This window comes from Pseudothauera nasutitermitis (assembly GCF_004801295.1).
In the GTDB taxonomy this organism is placed as follows: Bacteria; Pseudomonadota; Gammaproteobacteria; order Burkholderiales; family Rhodocyclaceae; genus Pseudothauera; species Pseudothauera nasutitermitis.
In genome coordinates this window covers 407,851-424,054 of record NZ_SSOC01000001.1, presented here as the reverse complement: position 1 = coordinate 424,054, position 16,204 = coordinate 407,851, and the positions used below count along the sequence as shown (strand labels likewise).

17 protein-coding genes are annotated in these 16,204 nt (G+C 68.1%); 1 reads left to right on the top strand and 16 read right to left on the bottom strand.

Annotation, left to right across the window (positions count from 1 at the left end; all coding sequences use genetic code 11):
* Positions 1 to 13: 13 nt before the first annotated feature.
* The 13 genes from E6C76_RS02030 to rpoE form a co-directional block, all read right to left on the bottom strand.
* Positions 14 to 772, bottom strand: a complete 759-nt coding sequence (locus E6C76_RS02030; RefSeq protein ID WP_230976129.1) for a pyridoxine 5'-phosphate synthase — start codon at positions 770 to 772, stop codon at positions 14 to 16.
* Positions 769 to 1,500, bottom strand: a complete 732-nt coding sequence (gene recO / locus E6C76_RS02025) for a DNA repair protein RecO (protein ID WP_136346593.1) — start codon at positions 1,498 to 1,500, stop codon at positions 769 to 771. Before recO ends, E6C76_RS02030 begins: the two co-directional genes overlap by 4 nt.
* A gap of 18 nt (positions 1,501 to 1,518) precedes the next feature.
* On the bottom strand, positions 1,519 to 2,436 hold the full coding sequence (gene era, locus E6C76_RS02020; RefSeq protein WP_136346592.1) for a GTPase Era: 918 nt from the start codon (positions 2,434 to 2,436) through the stop codon (positions 1,519 to 1,521).
* Entirely contained in the window at positions 2,433 to 3,104 is a 672-nt protein-coding gene (gene rnc / locus E6C76_RS02015; RefSeq protein WP_136346591.1) for a ribonuclease III, read from the bottom strand. The genes era and rnc overlap by 4 nt, the downstream gene beginning before the upstream one ends.
* 5 nt (positions 3,105 to 3,109) lie before the next feature.
* Entirely contained in the window at positions 3,110 to 3,469 is a 360-nt protein-coding gene (locus E6C76_RS02010) for a DUF4845 domain-containing protein (protein WP_136346590.1), read from the bottom strand.
* 14 nt (positions 3,470 to 3,483) lie between these two features.
* Positions 3,484 to 4,272, bottom strand: a complete 789-nt coding sequence (lepB, locus tag E6C76_RS02005; protein WP_136346589.1) for a signal peptidase I — start codon at positions 4,270 to 4,272, stop codon at positions 3,484 to 3,486.
* Between the two features lie 36 nt (positions 4,273 to 4,308).
* The gene (gene lepA, locus E6C76_RS02000) at positions 4,309 to 6,111 is read right to left on the bottom strand and encodes a translation elongation factor 4 (protein ID WP_136346588.1); all 1,803 of its coding nucleotides are present in this window, start codon (positions 6,109 to 6,111) and stop codon (positions 4,309 to 4,311) included.
* Between the two features lie 69 nt (positions 6,112 to 6,180).
* The gene (locus tag E6C76_RS01995; RefSeq protein ID WP_408003459.1) at positions 6,181 to 6,438 is read right to left on the bottom strand and encodes a glutaredoxin family protein; all 258 of its coding nucleotides are present in this window, start codon (positions 6,436 to 6,438) and stop codon (positions 6,181 to 6,183) included.
* An 8-nt stretch (positions 6,439 to 6,446) separates the two neighbouring features.
* A complete protein-coding gene (locus E6C76_RS01990) occupies positions 6,447 to 7,889 on the bottom strand; it encodes a DegQ family serine endoprotease (protein ID WP_408003458.1) in 1,443 nt (480 codons plus the stop codon).
* Positions 7,886 to 8,350 (bottom strand): SoxR reducing system RseC family protein, encoded by a 465-nt coding sequence (locus E6C76_RS01985; RefSeq protein WP_136346586.1) that lies wholly within the window; start codon positions 8,348 to 8,350, stop codon positions 7,886 to 7,888. The genes E6C76_RS01990 and E6C76_RS01985 overlap by 4 nt, the downstream gene beginning before the upstream one ends.
* Positions 8,347 to 9,318: a MucB/RseB C-terminal domain-containing protein gene (locus E6C76_RS01980; RefSeq protein WP_136346585.1), complete on the bottom strand. Its 972-nt coding sequence runs from the start codon at positions 9,316 to 9,318 to the stop codon at positions 8,347 to 8,349. Before E6C76_RS01980 ends, E6C76_RS01985 begins: the two co-directional genes overlap by 4 nt.
* Positions 9,315 to 9,902: a sigma-E factor negative regulatory protein gene (locus E6C76_RS01975; protein ID WP_136346584.1), complete on the bottom strand. Its 588-nt coding sequence runs from the start codon at positions 9,900 to 9,902 to the stop codon at positions 9,315 to 9,317. The genes E6C76_RS01980 and E6C76_RS01975 overlap by 4 nt, the downstream gene beginning before the upstream one ends.
* A gap of 12 nt (positions 9,903 to 9,914) precedes the next feature.
* Positions 9,915 to 10,514 carry an RNA polymerase sigma factor RpoE gene (gene rpoE, locus E6C76_RS01970; protein WP_136346583.1) on the bottom strand — a complete coding sequence of 200 codons (600 nt, stop codon included), beginning with the start codon at positions 10,512 to 10,514 and terminating at the stop codon, positions 9,915 to 9,917.
* A 220-nt stretch (positions 10,515 to 10,734) separates the two neighbouring features.
* Between rpoE and nadB the strand changes: the two genes are divergently transcribed.
* Positions 10,735 to 12,330 carry an L-aspartate oxidase gene (gene nadB / locus E6C76_RS01965; protein ID WP_136346582.1) on the top strand — a complete coding sequence of 532 codons (1,596 nt, stop codon included), beginning with the start codon at positions 10,735 to 10,737 and terminating at the stop codon, positions 12,328 to 12,330.
* A 71-nt stretch (positions 12,331 to 12,401) separates the two neighbouring features.
* Here the strand turns inward: nadB and E6C76_RS01960 are convergent, their stop codons facing one another.
* From E6C76_RS01960 to E6C76_RS01950, 3 genes are read right to left on the bottom strand one after another with little or no spacing between them, the layout of a single operon-like run.
* Complete coding sequence (locus E6C76_RS01960) at positions 12,402 to 13,214, bottom strand: enoyl-CoA hydratase-related protein (RefSeq protein WP_136346581.1); 813 nt, start codon at positions 13,212 to 13,214, stop codon at positions 12,402 to 12,404.
* Complete coding sequence (locus E6C76_RS01955; protein ID WP_136346580.1) at positions 13,211 to 15,406, bottom strand: acetate--CoA ligase family protein; 2,196 nt, start codon at positions 15,404 to 15,406, stop codon at positions 13,211 to 13,213. The genes E6C76_RS01960 and E6C76_RS01955 overlap by 4 nt, the downstream gene beginning before the upstream one ends.
* Before the next feature lie 2 nt (positions 15,407 to 15,408).
* A complete protein-coding gene (locus E6C76_RS01950) occupies positions 15,409 to 16,191 on the bottom strand; it encodes an enoyl-CoA hydratase/isomerase family protein (protein WP_136346579.1) in 783 nt (260 codons plus the stop codon).
* Between the last annotated feature and the right edge of the window lie 13 nt (positions 16,192 to 16,204).

Below are 16,204 nucleotides of genomic sequence, written 5' to 3'. Positions count from 1 at the left end.
GCCCTGCCCGCCTTCAGCGGCCGGCGGCCTCGCGCATCAGCCGCTTCATCTCGGCGACCGCCGCGCGCAGGCCGACGAACACCGCACGGCTGACGATGGAGTGGCCGATGTGCAGTTCGCGCACGCCGGCCAGCCGGGCGATGGGCTGCACGTTGTAGTAGTTGAGCGCATGACCGGCGTTGAAGCGCATGCCCAGCGCGCGGATGGCCTCGCCGGCCACGGCGACGCGGCGCAGCTCGGCAACCACCGCCGGCGCGTCCACGTCGCGCCCGGCGGCGTGGAAGGCGTGCGCGTAGGGGCCGGTGTGCACTTCGCAGACGCGTGCGCCGATGCGCTCAGCGGCTTCGATCTGCGCCGGCTCGGCATCGATGAACACGCTGCTGACGATACCGGCATCGGCCAGGCGCGCCACGCGGTCCTTCAGCGCGGCCTCGTTGGCGAGGATGTCCAAGCCCCCCTCGGTAGTCACTTCCAGGCGGCCTTCGGGCACCAGCATGGCCATTTCCGGTTTCACCCGGCAGGCGATGTCCACCATCTCGGCGGTGGCGGCCATTTCCAGGTTGAGCTTGACCTGGGTGAGCTCGCGCAGGCGGCGCACGTCCTCGTCGTGGATGTGGCGGCGGTCCTCGCGCAGGTGGATGGTGATACCGTCCGCGCCGCCCAGGTGGGCTTCCACGGCCGCCCACACCGGGTCCGGTTCCCAGGTGCGGCGCGCCTGGCGCAGCGTGGCGACGTGGTCGATATTGACGCCGAGTTCAATGGCAGCGCTCACAGTTCCTGCAACTCCTTGAGCACCCGGCGCGACTGCAGCGGCTGGCCGCCCAGGTAGTGGTTGATGACGGCGCGCAGCACGGCCTTGCTCTGCGCCAGGGTTTCGGCGGCGGAAAAGTCGCCCCGCGCCATCGCCAGCAGGCTGCGCCCGCTGATCACCGGCGTGCCGTCGTCGGGCAGCATGTCGCCGGCCAGCGGCACCGGACCGCGCTCGATTATATAGAGGTAGTGATGCTCGGGCCGCACCGCCGCGCCGCTGTCGGCTTCCAGTTCCAACCCCGCGCCATAGCCCAGCTCATTCAACAGGGCCAGTTCGAAGCGGCGCAGCAGCGCGGTGAGCGGTGCGCCGGCGGCCAGTTCGCGCAACGCTTGCGCATAGTCGGCGAACAGCGCGGCATGGGCGTCTTCGCGCGCGGTCAGGCGCACCAGCAGTTCGTTGAGGTAGTAGCCACAGAGCAGCGCGCGGCCGGTGAGCAAGGGCTGGCCGCCCTGCCATTCGGCGCGCACCAGGGTCTTCACCTCGCCGCCGCCGGACCAATCCACCAGCAGGGGCTGGAAAGCCATCAGCACGCCACGGAAGGCGGAATGCGGGCGCCGCGCGCCCTTGGCGACCAGCGCCACGCGGCCGTGGTCGCGCGAGAACACCTCGGCGATCAGGCTAGTTTCGCGCCAGGGATAGGTGTGCAGCACATAGGCAGGCTGCTCGAGGATGCGCTGCTTGGTGGCCACGCCGTGCCGCCCGCTGGCTTATTCGTAGCCCAGGCTCTTCAGGGCGCGCTCGTCGTCGGCCCAGCCGCTCTTCACCTTGACCCAGACTTCCAGGAAGACCTTGCCGTCGAAGAGCTTTTCCAGTTCCACGCGCGCCTCGGAGGCGATGCGCTTGAGGCGCTCGCCGCCCTTGCCGATGACGATGCCCTTGTGGCCGGGCTTGTCGACGATGACCGCGGCGTGGATGCGGCGCAGCCGGCCCTCGGTCTCGAACTTCTCGATTTCCACCGCCATGCCGTAGGGCAGTTCGTCGCCGAGCAGACGGAAGAGCTTCTCGCGCAGGAATTCGGAGGCCAGGAAACGCTCGCTGCGGTCGGTGATCTCGTCCTCGTCGTACATCGGCGCACCGGTGGGCAGCAGCGGCGTGGCGGCGCGCACCAGTTCGTCCACGTTGGTGCCGCGCTCGGCGGACAGCGGAACGATCTCGGCGAAAGGATAGGCCGCGCTCATCTGCTCGATGAAGGGCAGCAGCATGCGCTTGTCGGCCAGGCGGTCGACCTTGTTGATCACCAGCACCACGCGCGCGCCCTCGGGCAGTACCTCGACCACCTTGCGGTCGTCCTCGCCGTAGCGCCCGGCCTCGACCACCAGGAAAACCAGGTCGACGTCGCTGAGCACCTGGGTGACGGTACGGTTCATCGAACGGTTGAGCGCGTTGCGGTGCTGGGTCTGGAAACCCGGCGTATCGACGAAGACGAACTGCGCGCCGGCGTCGCTGCGGATGCCGGTGACGCGGTGGCGGGTGGTCTGCGCCTTGCTGGAGACGATGCTGATCTTCTGCCCGATCAGGCGGTTGAGCAGCGTGGACTTGCCGACGTTGGGGCGCCCGACAATGGCGACGAAGCCAGTGCGGAAGGACTCTTCCCCGGCCGGCGGAGTGGGAGCGGATGCGTTCATTTCGTTCTCAGTTGAGCCAGCGCGAGCTCGGCCGATTGCTGTTCGGCGAAACGCCGGCTGGGGCCGCGCCCGACGGTGCGCAGGGCCGGCGCGTCGATCACGCAGGCCACTTCGAATTCCTGCGCGTGGGCCTCGCCCAGCACTTTGACCATCTCGTAGCGCGGCGGTTTGTACTTGCGGCCCTGCAGCCATTCCTGCAGGGCGGTCTTGGGATCCTTGGTGGGTGCGCGCGGGTCGAGCTCTTCGAGTGCCGGCTGGTACAGGCCATCGATGACCGCCTTGGCGGCGGGAAAACCGGCATCGAGGAACACCGCGGCGAACAGCGCCTCCAGCGCGTCGGCGAGGATGGACGGGCGGCGCGCGCCGCCGGACTTCAATTCGCCCTCGCCGAGCAGCAGGCAGTCGCCCAGTTCGAGTTTCAACGCGATGCGGTGCAGCGCCTCCTGGCGCACCAGCGAGGCGCGCAGGCGCGACAGCTCCCCCTCGCGCAGTTCGCCGTAGCGTTCGAACAGCGCCATCGACACCACGGCGTTGAGGATGCTGTCGCCGAGGAATTCCAGCCGTTCGTTGTTGGGCTGGCCGTAGCTGCGGTGGGTGAGCGCCTGGCGCAGCAGCGCGGCGTCGGCGAACGGGTGGCCCAGCCCGCGTTGCAGGCGCGCCAGCTGCATGCCGCTCAACGCTTCGCGCTGGAGGCGTTGAAATCCAGCAGCAGACTGACGTTGCCGGCCACCGGCACGACGCGCGAATAGGCCACATCGATGACTGTCCTGCCGCCTTGCTTGGCGATGCGCAGGTCGGTGCCAGTGACCGAACGGATGTCGTCGATCTGCGCGCGGCGTTCGAAGCTGCGGCGGATTTCGGTGATCGACGAACCGTTGTCGCCCTCGCTGGCGAGCTGCGGCAGGATGCGCTGGATGGCGTAGTACTCGGTGACCGCCGGCACGGTACGGAAACCGAGCAACAGGAGAAAGGCCAGAACGGCGCCGAGGATCAGCACGCTGATCAGGCTGAGGCCGGCTTGCTTGCGCTTCATGTGCGGGCTCTCCGTCAGTGGAAGCTGCCGATGCGCTTCATGTCGTTGAAATTGAACCAGATGAAGAAGGCCCGGCCGACGATGTTCTCGTCCGGCACGAAACCCCAGGAGCGGCTGTCGTAGCTGCCGTCACGGTTGTCGCCCATGACGAAGTAATGGTCCTGCGGCACCACGCAGCGCACGCCGGCGCTAGTATAGGTGCAGTTCTCGCGGAACGGGAAATCCACCACCTGACTGACATAGGGCGGCGCATCGTCCTCGATCAGCACGGCGTGCTCCTGCTTGCCGAGCTGCTCGACGTAGCGCGGCGAGTAGTACAGCCGGTCGGTATGCAGGAATTCGCCCTCGGCGCGCAGCGCCACCGCCTCGCCGTTGATGCTCAGGCGCTTGTTGAGGTACTCCACGCGGTCGCCCGGCAGGCCGACCACGCGCTTGATGTAATCCACCGACGGATCGGACGGGAAGCGGAACACCATCACGTCGCCGCGCTGCGGGTCGCCCACCGGGATGATCTTCTGGTTGATCACCGGCAGGCGGATGCCGTAGGTCCATTTGTTGACCAGGATGAAATCGCCGACCAGCAGGGTCGGGATCATCGATCCGGAGGGAATCTTGAACGGCTCGACCAGGAAGGAGCGCAGCACGAACACGATCAGGATCACCGGGAAGAAGCTCGCGCCGTACTCCACCCACCAGGGCGCCGGCTCATCGGGCGCACGGCGCTTGCGCGCATAGAAACGGTCGGCCGCCCACAGCACGGCGGTGATCACCAGCAACAGGAACAGAATCAGGGCGAAATTCACGCGGTCTCCATCGAATCGCGGCGGGGCGCGCCGCTACTACTTGCCACCATCCTCGACGCGCAACACGGCCAGGAAGGCTTCCTGCGGAATTTCCACGTTGCCCACCTGCTTCATGCGCTTCTTGCCTTCCTTCTGCTTCTCCAGCAGTTTCTTCTTGCGGGTGATGTCGCCGCCGTAGCACTTGGCCAGCACGTTCTTGCGCAGCGCCTTGATGGTCTCGCGCGCGATGATGTGCGAGCCGATGGCCGCCTGCACCGCCACGTCGAACATCTGGCGCGGGATCAGCCCGCGCAGCTTGGCGGCCAGCTCGCGCCCGCGGTACTGCGCGCTGGCGCGGTGCACGATCACCGACAGGGCATCGACCTTCTCGCCGCCGACCATCATGTCGAGCTTGACCAGATCGGCCGGGCGGTACTCCTTGAATTCGTAGTCGAGCGAGGCGTAGCCGCGCGACACGGATTTCAGCTTGTCGAAGAAATCCATCACCACTTCGTTCATCGGCAGTTCGTGGATCAACTGCACCTGGCGGCCGTGGTAGCGCATGTCCACCTGCACGCCGCGCTTCTGGTTGCACAGCGTGATCACCGGCCCCACGTACTCCTGCGGCATGAAGATGGTGGCGGTGATGATGGGTTCGCGGATCTCCTGGTACTTGCCCACTTCCGGCAGCTTGGCGGGGTTTTCCACGTGGATGACCTCGCCGCTGTTCAACACCACCTCATACACCACCGTCGGCGCGGTGGTGATCAGATCCATGTCGAATTCGCGCTCCAGACGTTCCTGCACGATGTCCATGTGTAGCAGGCCGAGGAAGCCGCAACGGAAGCCGAAGCCCAGCGCCTGCGAGACTTCCGGCTCGAACTGCAGCGAGGCGTCGTTGAGGCGCAGCTTTTCGAGCGAGTCGCGCAACTGGTCGTATTCGGAGGATTCCACCGGATACAGCCCGGCGAACACCTGCGGCTTGATTTCCTTGAAGCCGGGTAAGGGCTCGGCGGCCGGGCGGCTGGCCAGGGTGATGGTGTCGCCGACCTTGGCGGCCTCCAGCTCCTTGATGCCGGCGATGATGAAGCCCACCCCGCCGGCGGCCAGTTCCTCGCGCGCCACCGACTTCGGCGTGAACACGCCGACCTGTTCGCACAGGTACTGGGCGCCGGAGGACATGAAGCGGATCTTGTCCTTGGGGCGCAGCACGCCGTCGACCACGCGCACCAGCATCACCACGCCCACGTAGTTGTCGAACCACGAGTCGATGATCAGCGCCTTCAGCGGCGCGGCGGCGTCGCCCTTGGGGGGCGGCATGCGATGCACGATGGCCTCCAGCACCTCCTCGATGCCCAGGCCGGTCTTGGCCGAGCACAGGATGCCCTCGGAGGCATCGACGCCGATCACGTCCTCAATCTCGGCACGGGCGTTGTCGGGGTCGGCGGCCGGCAGGTCGATCTTGTTGAGCACCGGCACCACCTCGACGTCCTGGTCGAGCGCGGTGTAGCAGTTGGCCACGGTCTGCGCCTCGACGCCCTGCGAGGCGTCCACCACCAGCAGCGCGCCCTCGCAGGCGGCCAGCGAGCGGCTCACCTCGTAGGAGAAGTCCACGTGCCCCGGGGTGTCGATCAGGTTCAGGTTGTACACCTGCCCGTCGCGCGCCTTGTACTGCAGCGCGGCGGTCTGCGCCTTGATGGTAATGCCGCGCTCGCGCTCCAGGTCCATGGAGTCGAGCACCTGGGCTTCCATCTCGCGGTCGGACAGGCCGCCGCAATACTGGATCAGGCGATCGGCCAGCGTGGACTTGCCGTGGTCGATGTGGGCGATGATGGAGAAATTTCGGATATGTTGCTGCATGGATGACAACAGAAAGGGCGCCTTGCGGCACCCTGTTGGAATGGACGCCCGCGCGGCACCCGCTGCGGGCTAAAGGCTGGATTCTAGCGGAAAACCCGCACAGTGGGCACGGACGGCAAGCTCGTCGAGATGGTAATGGCACAGTTCCACGTCGCCCGCCAGCAGCACCGGCACCAGTTCGTCCCAGCGCGCCTCCAGTTCCGGGTGCTGGTCCACATCGACCACCTTCACGCTCCAGCCGTATTCGGCGGCGATCGGCTCGAGCTGCGCCACCAGATCGTGGCAGAGGTGGCACCATTCCCGGCTCATCACCGTGAATTCACGCATCCCGCCGCTCATTCGCCGGCCCTCAGGCTGACGTAGGAAGCGCCGTCGCCCCGGCGCACCAGCAGCGTCACGCTCTGGCCGTCCTTCAGACCGCCGACCGCGCGGTTGAACTCCTCCAGCGTACGCAGCGGCGTCTGCCGTCCGCCGCTGACCACGGCGAGGATCACATCACCGGGCTGGATCTCGGCACGCGCCGCCGGCCCCTGCGCGCGCTCGACGAGCAGGCCGTGCTCCAGCCCCCGCTCGCGGCGCTGCGCCGCGCTGGGCTGGGAAACCACCAGGCCGATGCGGTTGGGCTGGCCGCGCGGGCGCTGTTCCCGGCGGGCCTGCGGCACGGCCTCGTCATCCTGCCATTCGCCGAGCACCACGCTGAGCGTGCGCGGCTTTCCGCCGCGCACCACTTCCAGCTCCACGCGTTCCCCCGGCCGGATGGCCGCGACGATGCGCGGCAGATCGGCGGACGACTCCACCGCCCTGCCCCCGAAACGCACGATCACATCGCCCTGCTCCACGCCCGCGGCGGCGGCCGGCCCGCCCGGCTCCACCGAGCTGACCAGCGCTCCCGCCGCGCGCGGCAGGCCGAAGCTCTCGGCCAATTCCCGGGAGACTTCCTGGATGGCCACGCCGATGCGCCCGCGCCGCACCCGGCCGGCCTCGCGCAGTTCGGCCTGCACCGCCATCGCCACGTCGATCGGAATGGAGAACGACAGGCCCATGAAGCCGCCGGTGCGACTGTAGATCTGCGAATTGATGCCGACCACCTCGCCGCGCAGGTTGAACAGCGGCCCGCCGGAATTGCCCGGATTGATCGCCACGTCGGTCTGGATGAAGGGCACGAAATTCTCGTCGGGCAGCGTACGCCCCTTGGCGCTGACGATGCCGGCGGTCACCGAATGGTCGAAGCCGAACGGCGAACCGATGGCCACCACCCATTCGCCCACCTTCAGACGGTCTGGATCGCCGAGCACCACATGGGGCAGGCCCTGCGCGTCGATCTTCAGCAGTGCCACGTCGCTGCGCGGATCGGCGCCGATCAGGCGCGCGGGCAGCTCGCGCTTGTCGACCAGGCGCACGAGAATCTCGTCCGCGCCATCCACCACGTGGGCGTTGGTCAGGATGTAGCCGTCGGCGCTGATCAGAAAACCGGAGCCCAGCGAGCGCCCCTCGGGATCGGCGCGCGGAATACGCGGATGGCCGGGGATGAAGCGCCGGAAGAAATCGAACATCGGATCGGCTTCGCTGAAGCCGGGCAGCGACGGCAGGCCGCTGTGCACCGCCTGGGTGGTGCTGATGTTCACCACCGCAGCGGCCTGGCGTTCCACCAAAGCGGTGAAGTCCGGCAGATCGGCCGCCGACGACACGCCGCTCCAGGCCAAGGCGCCGTAGGCCACCACCAGCATGCGCAGCAAACGCAGGCCGCGCGCCGTCCACACGACGGGAAAGGAATTCATCGAACCGCCTCATCGTGCCGGTGCGCGCAGGCGCCCGCCGGCAACACGCTCATCCGCAGGCCACCGCGCCAACGCCGGCTGCGCGCCAGCATCCGGTTCAGCCCCAGCGCAGCCAACAGACCGCCCAGCGCGCCGGCCAGGGTGGCCGGGTCGCCGCCGACCAGGGCGCTTCCCAGAGCCGCGCCGAGCACCGCCAGCAACGCGCCCAGCCCGTAGCTGACCAGCGCCGCACGCAGCGGCGCGCCGTCTTCCATGCACACGCGCACGGCATCGCCCGGCTGCGCGCCGATTTCGTTGCGGACGCGGAAGGTCTGCTGTGGGGAACGGAACAGGGTGGAAATCTTCACCGAGCGGCAACCGCCCGGTTCATCGCAGCGCCCGCAGCCACCCGCTTGCTCGTCGATGCACAGCCAGGCCTGCTCGCCGTCGACGCGCAGCACCCGGGCGCGTGCCTCGATCATGGGGCGGGCCGGATGGCGTCGCCGAGGCGCTGCACGGCCAACCGGGGCACCTCGCCCAGCGCGGTGACCAGATGGCCGTTGACCGGGCGCTTGTAGATGTTGATGGAGCCGGACGCCTGCGCGCCGGTTTCAACGCCGTGCTCATGTCCGCCGAGCGGCTCGATGAACACCGACACCGAAGCCAGCCCGTCGCTGAACACCATATGCACCACCTCTCCGCGCCCTGCACCGAGCGGGCGGCGCACCACCGAACTGAGGGTGAAACCGGGCAGCGCCTCGGCGAGCACCCAGCCGGCGTCTTCCTTGCGCACCTCGCTGCCGCGCGTGTTGACCACGCGCCAGTCGCCATCCTTGCGGTAGCGCGGCGACAGCGACTCGCGGTCCACGCTGCCGATCTTCACTTCGCTGAAGGTGAACTGCTCGATCATCTCGCCGCCTTCGTCGACCATGCGTGCCTTGAGCAGCAGGCCGGACTGCAGTTCGGCCCAGAACAGATGGCCGTAGCGCAGTTCGTCGCGCGGTTCGAGGACGATCAACTGAGTCTCGTAGCCGGCCACGCGGCCGACCTTGCCCTTGCTGATGCGGTAGTGCTCGGCGAGCCCGGAGAACGAGGCCGGAATACGCGCCGGGAACGCGCGCCGGTCGGCGGACTCGTCGATGATCACCACCTTCTGCTCGGGCAGCACGCAGCGCACCTCGCTGTTCGAGCGGATGACCTCGCGCGGGCTGCCGTCGAGTACCTCCAGGCGTTCGTGCTCGCCGCTGGCATCGACCATATGCGCGATGCGCGAAGTCTCGGACTGGCGGCCGGTCTGGTAGATGAAGGTGCCGGAATAGTTCAGCTGCCGGGACGCCGAGGCGATGCGCCCCAGCCAGGACAACGGATCGCCCGGAGGCTCGGCATGCGCCGCCGGGACGGGCGCGACAAACGCGGCGGCCAGACAGACAACAGCGGCGAAACCCTTCATCGGCCGCCTTCCGCGCGAACGTCGGAGACGCTGCGCACGTACTGCACAGCCCCCGGAATCGGCCCGCCGCCGGACATTGCCTGATGGACGAAGACATATTCGCGATGCGGATCGTTCAGCGCCTGCGGCGCCGCGCGGAACTCGACCACATTGGGCGCGCTGCGTTCGGCAGCCTGCGCCACCGGCAGCACCGCCGACGACGACGCGCCCGGCACGGTCACCACCGCGACCTCCGGACGCACGGCGGCATCCTGCGCGGACAGCGTGTAGGCCACCCAGCCGACCGCCGTCACCCCCATCACCGAGGCGGCCAGCGGCATCATCGACTGCCACAGACCGCGGCGGCGCTCGGCGGAGGCCGCCAGTGCCGGCACGAAGACCACCGGCTCGTCCTCGATCACGGCCATCACGCGGTCGACGAACCCCTCCGGGCCACCGTGCTCGCCGCGCAGCACGTCACCGATCAGGCAGTAGGTGTTCCAGTCCTCGCGCGCGGACGGATCGCGCCGCAAGGTATCGAACATGGCGTTCATCGCCGGTTCGTCCAGGCCGCCATCGAGCAGGGTCGACAATTTGTCCTTCATGAGTACCACCCACTACCAACGTTTGTCAGGTGCCGTATCGAGCAACGGCCGCAGTCTTTCCGCAATTGCCTCGCGCGCCCGGAAAATCCGCGAGCGCACCGTCCCGATGGGACAGTCCATGATGCCGGCGATCTCCTCGTAGCTCAGCCCCTCGATCTCGCGCAGGATGATCGCCGTGCGCAGTTCCTCGGGCAGCGCGGACATCGCCTCTTCCACCGTTTCGCCGATCTGGCGCGTCATCAGCAGGCGTTCGGGCGTGTTGATGTCGCGCAGTTGATCGCCTTCCTCGAAGGTCTCGGCCTCCTCGGAGTCGAACTCGGTGGACGTCGGCGCCCGCCGCCCCTGCGACACCAGGAAATTCTTCGCCGTATTGATGCCGATGCGATACAGCCATGTGTAGAACGCACTATCGCCACGAAACGAACCCAGGGCGCGGTAGGCCTTGATGAAGGTTTCCTGCGCCACGTCTTCCACCTCGGCCGGGTCGCGGATCAGCCGCGACAACAGCCTGTGCAGCTTGCGCTGGTACTTGGACACCAGCAGGCCGAAGGCTTGTTTGTCGCCGCGTTGCACACGCTCGACAAGCAACTGATCGATTTCGCGATCGCTCATGGGCAGGTCGTTTTTTTATACGTTCGGGGATCAAACCGCCGAAGTATAAGCGACCGCCCATCCGCGCGGCAAAACCACGGCCTAAGCGAAAGACACGGGTGTAAATAAATAGTTCAGATGCCGACGCGGGATTGTGCGAAATACCGTTCCCTTCGGGCCCCGGGCGTGCGCCGTGCTATATTTCCCCGGGCAACCCCAGCCCGCAACCGGTCCTCCGATCTTGATCCACCAATTCGACGTCCTGATTCTCGGCAGCGGCACCGCCGGGCAATCCCTCGCGCTGCGCCTGGCCGAAAGCGGCCAGCGGGTGGCACTGGTGACCAAACGCAGCCTGGCCGACAGCGCCAGCGCCTGGGCCCAGGGCGGCATCGCCGCCGTGCTCGACAACACCGACAGCATCGAGGCGCACATCCAGGACACTTTCACCGCCGGTGCCGGCCTGTGCGACGCGCGCGCCACCCGCTTCGTGGTGGAGAACGGCCGCGCCGCCATCGACTGGCTGATCGGCCGCGGCGTGCCCTTCACCCGCGAGGACCAGTCGGCGCTGGGCTACCACCTCACCCGCGAGGGCGGCCACTCGCACCGGCGCATCATCCACGCCGCCGACGCCACCGGCGCGGCCGTGCAGGCCACGCTCACCGAGCAGGTCGTGGCCCATCCGGGCATCACCATCTTCGAGAACCACATCGCCGTCGATCTGCTCGTCGGCGACAAGATCGGCCAGCCCGGCGCGGGCTGCCTGGGCGCCTACGTGTTCGACATCGAGCGCAATCAGGTGCTCACCTTCGGCGCGCGCAACACGGTGCTGGCCACCGGCGGCGCCGGCAAGGTGTATCTGTACACCACCAACCCGGACGTCGCCACCGGCGACGGCATCGCCATGGCCTGGCGCGCCGGCTGCCGGGTGGCGAACATGGAATTCATCCAGTTCCACCCGACCTGCCTGTACCACCCGCAGGCCAAGTCCTTCCTGATCTCCGAGGCCGTGCGCGGCGAAGGCGGCCTGCTCAAGCTGCCCGACGGCACGCGCTTCATGCCCGAGCACGACGAGCGCGCCGAACTCGCCCCGCGCGACGTGGTGGCGCGCGCCATCGACTTCGAGATGAAGAAGCGCGGCCTCGACTGCGTGTATCTGGACATCAGCCACAAGCCGGCCGACTGGCTGCGCGGGCACTTCCCCAACATCCACGCGCGCTGCCTGGAGCTGGGCATCGACATCACCCGTTCGCCGATCCCGGTGGTGCCGGCGGCGCACTACACCTGCGGCGGCATCGTGGTCGACCTGGCCGCGCGCACCGACGTCGCCAATCTCTACGCGGTGGGCGAATCGGCGTGCACCGGCCTGCACGGCGCCAACCGGCTGGCAAGCAATTCGCTGCTCGAATGCCTGGTGTTCGGCGAGGCCGCCGCCAGGGACATCCTCGCCAAGCCGCGCGGCGCGGCGCCGACCCTGCCCGAGTGGGACGAAAGCCGGGTCACCGACGCCGACGAGGAAGTGGTGATCTCGCACAACTGGGCGGAACTGCGCCGCGCCATGTGGGACTACGTGGGCATCGTGCGCACCAACAAGCGCCTGCGCCGCGCCCAGCATCGCATCCGCCTGCTGGAACGCGAGATCCACGAGTTCTACTCGCACTTCCGCATCGGCAACGATCTGATCGAGTTGCGCAATCTCGTGGTCACCGCCGACCTGATCGTGCGCTGCGCGCTGCGCCGCAGGGAAAGCCGCGGCCTGCACCATTCGCGCGATTATCCGGATCTGCTGCCGCGCGCGCGCGACACGGTGCTGCGCCCGCCGCGCGGCAAGCGGGCCTGAACACGGCGCGCCATCCAAAGAAAAACGGGGCCTGAGGCCCCGTTTTCATTCCGGCATTCCAAACACGCCGGTCAGCGTTTGGCCATCGCGGCCAGCATCTTGTTGACCGCGTCGAGGTGCTCGCCCTCGTTGTGGCACATGCCCTGGAAGCAGGCGCACAGATCGAGGAAATCCTTCAGCTCCATGCGCTGCGCCATCTTCATCAGGCGTTTGGTCAGCCGGGTGGCCTTGGGTGGCTGTTCGGCGATGCGCGCGGCGATTTCCAGCGTGCGCGGCATCAACTGCGCCGGTTCCACCACTTCCAGCACGATGCCCAGTTGGCGGGCTTCCCCGGCATCGACGATGCGCCCGCTCAGGGTCAGCTCGAAGGCGCGCTGGTAGCCGATCAGGCGCTGCAGGAACCACGCGCCGCCGTCGCCGGGAATGATCCCCAGGTTCAGGAAGGTCTCGCCGAAGCGTGCGTTGGTCGAGGCGATGCGCAGATCGGCCATGTTGGCCAGATCGAAGCCCGCGCCGATGGCCGGCCCGTTGACCGCGGCGATCACCGGCACCTCGATGCCTTGCAGGGCCAGCGGCATGCGCTGGATGCCGGTGCGGTAGCGCTGGGCGACCTCGGCCACGTCGCCGGCGAAGTCGCCGCCGCGCGCGGCCATGTCCTTGACGTTGCCGCCGGCGCTGAACGCCGAGCCGGCGCCGGTGAGCACCAGCACGGAAACCTCGGCGGCCTCGCGGTTGATCCATTCAGCGACGGCCAGCAGATCGTCGACCAGCTGCGTGCCGGTGAGCGCGTTGCGCACGTCGTGGCGGTCGAAGGTGAGCGTGGCGACACGCTCCGCCACCTCCAGGCGCGCGTCGATCAGCTTCGGCAATGCTTGCGTGTTCATGACTTGCCCTCCTCGCCGGCATCGACGATGACGCGCGCGTCGACCACCGCATAGCCGTCCTCGTAGGCCATCACCGGGTTGAGGTCGAGTTCGGCGATCTGCGGATAGGCGGAAACGATGCCCGAAACCTTGAGCAACAGATCGACCAGCGCCTCGGTATCCACCGGCACCTGGCCGCGTACGCCGTCGAGGATGCGCCGCGCCTTGATCTGGTCGACCATCGAGCGCGCATCGTGGCGCGACAACGGGATGGAGCGGAAGGCCACGTCTTCCAGCACCTCGACGAAGATGCCGCCCAGGCCGAACATCAGCACCGGCCCGAAGATCGGGTCGCGGCTGACGCCGATGATGATTTCCACGCCCTTGCGGGCCATCGGCGTGAGCAGCACGCCTTCGATGTCGGCCTGCGGCGCGTAGGCGCGGCACGAGCTGAGGATGGCGTCGTAGGCCGTGCGCAGTTCGGCCTCGCCGCGCAGGCCGAGCTTGACGCCGCCCGCGTCCGACTTGTGCAGAATGTCGCGCGACACCACCTTCATCGCCAGCGCCTGTTCGCCGAAGTGGGCCGCGATGCCGGCCAGTTCGTCGGCGCCGCGCGCCACGCGTTCCTCGGCCACCGCGACGCCGTGCGCGCGCAGCAGCGCGCGCGCCTCGTACTCGAACAGGTCACGCCCCTGCTCGCCCGCGGCGGTGAACGCGGCCAGCACGGCGGCATCCGGCTCAGGCGCGGCGGCGGGTTCCGACTGGCCGCGCGTGGCCAGATGGATGCCGCGCTCGCCCAGGGCCGCCAGCACGCGCACGGCGTGCTCGATGGAGGCGTACACCGGCAGCCCGGCCTCGTGCAGGCGGCGCAGCGCGGGCGGTTTCACCGGCGCGTACAGGCTGTAGATCACCAGCGGCTTGTCGGTGGCGCGCGCCAGTTCGATCATCGCTTCGGCGCCGCGCATCTCGCCGCCCAGCAGGTTTTCCGCGAAGCGCGTGTAGTAGCCGCCGAACATGCCGACCAAGAACACACTGTCGACGTTTTCATCCTCGGCGACGATGCGCAGACAATCGGCCAGCAGGGCCGGATTGGCGTCGCTGCTGCCGGCGACGTCCACCGGGTTCACCAGCGAGGCCTGCGGCAGCAGGATTTCCGCCAGGCGGCGGCGGGTTTCCTCGCTCAGCGGCGCAAGCGTCAGCCCGGCCTCGGCGAGACGGTCGGAAGCGATGGTGGCCTGCCCGCCGCCGTCGGACACCACCGCGACGCGCTTGCCGCGCGCCTGCTGCAGCAGCGCCAGGCCTTCGGCTACCGGCAGGATTTCGTCGGAATCCTCCACCACGCTGACGCCCATCTGGCGCAGCAGATCGACGGTCATCGCATAGCTGCCGGCCAGCGCACCGGTGTGCGAACTGGCGGCCTTGCGGCCTTCCTCGGTGGCGCCGGATTTGTACACCACCACGGGTTTCTTCAACGTGGTTTCGCGCGCCACCCTGAGAAAGCGGCGCCCGTCGCGGAAGCCTTCCACGTACAGCGTGGCCACGCGCGTGCGCGGATCCTCGCCCAGGTAGCGCAGGTAATCGTTGAAGCCGATGTCGGTCTGGTTGCCCGGACCGACGTAGGTGGAAAAGCCGACGTGGCCGTTGTGTTCGGCCTCCAGCACCAGCGACAGCAGCATGTTGCCGGACTGCGAGATGAAGCCGATGTCGCCCGCCTTCACATTGGCCAGGTCGAGCAGATTGACCTTCTTGTGCAGGTTGAACATGCCCGAGGTGTTCGGACCGATCACCCGCACGCCGCCGGCACGGGCGGCTTCCAGCACGGCGCGCTCCAGGCGGGCGCCCTCCTCGCCGGTTTCCTTGAAACCGCTGGCCAGCACGATGGCGCCCTTGACCCCCTTGCGCCCGCATTCCTCGAGGATGCCGGGCACGGTGGCCGCCGGCGTACAGATCAGCGCCAGATCCACCGGGCCGGGCAGCGCATCCAGCGACGGGTAGGCGCGCACGCCGAGCACTTCGGCGAGCTTGGGATGCACCGGGTAGATGGCGCCTGCGTAATGCCCCTTGATCAGCCCTACCATGGCTTTGTAGCCGCGCTTGGTGGGGTCGGCCGAGGCGCCGATGATGGCGATGGAATCGGGGGAAAGGAAGTCGTGCAGCGGGCTGCGCTCGCCGTGCACGGTCGCGGCCGCTTCGGCGATGGTTATGCGGTTCATGTTCAGCGTCCCTTGAAAACGGGTGATCTCTTTTCGGCGAAGGCGTCCACGCCTTCCTGCCAGTCCTGCGTGGTGCTGACGAAGGTCATGCCTTCCAGTTCCGCGCTCAGCGCCGCGTCGAAGGTACGTTCGGCGGCGAAGTTGAGCTGCTCCTTGGCCAGTTGCATGGAAAACGGCGCCTTGCCGGCGATGGCGGCGGCGAACTCGCGCGCCGCGTCCAGGAAGCCCTCGTCCGGCAACACCCGATTGGCCAGGCCGATGCGCACGGCCTCGGCGCCGTCGATGCGCTCACCGAGAAACACCAGTTCGCGCGCCTTGGCCAGGCCGACCAGGCGCGGCAGCAGCCAGGTCACCCCGCCGCCCAGGAAGCTGCCGATGCCGATCTCGGGAAAACCGATGCGCGCACCGGCGGCCATGACGATGAAGTCGGAGGCCACCGCCATTTCCGCGCCGGCGCCCAGCGCGTAGCCATTCACCGCGGCCACCACCGGCTTGGACAGTTGCTGCAGGCGGCGGCACACCTTCTGCTCGCCGTGCAGGTACTGCCGGCGGTCGTAAGCGGTGCGCCCCTCCTTGTGCGCCTTCAGATCGGCGCCCACGCAGAAGGCCCGGCCCTCGCCGGTGAGCAGCACCACGCGCGCATCGCCGTCGGCTTCCGCCTCGGCCAACGCCTCCTGCAGCTCCGCATACAGTTGCTCGGTGACCGCGTTGAGCCGCTGCGGCCGGTTCAGGCGGATTTCCGCGATACCCTCGCGGCGCTCATACACAATCGTTTCGTAAGCCATGCGCATCCCCCGT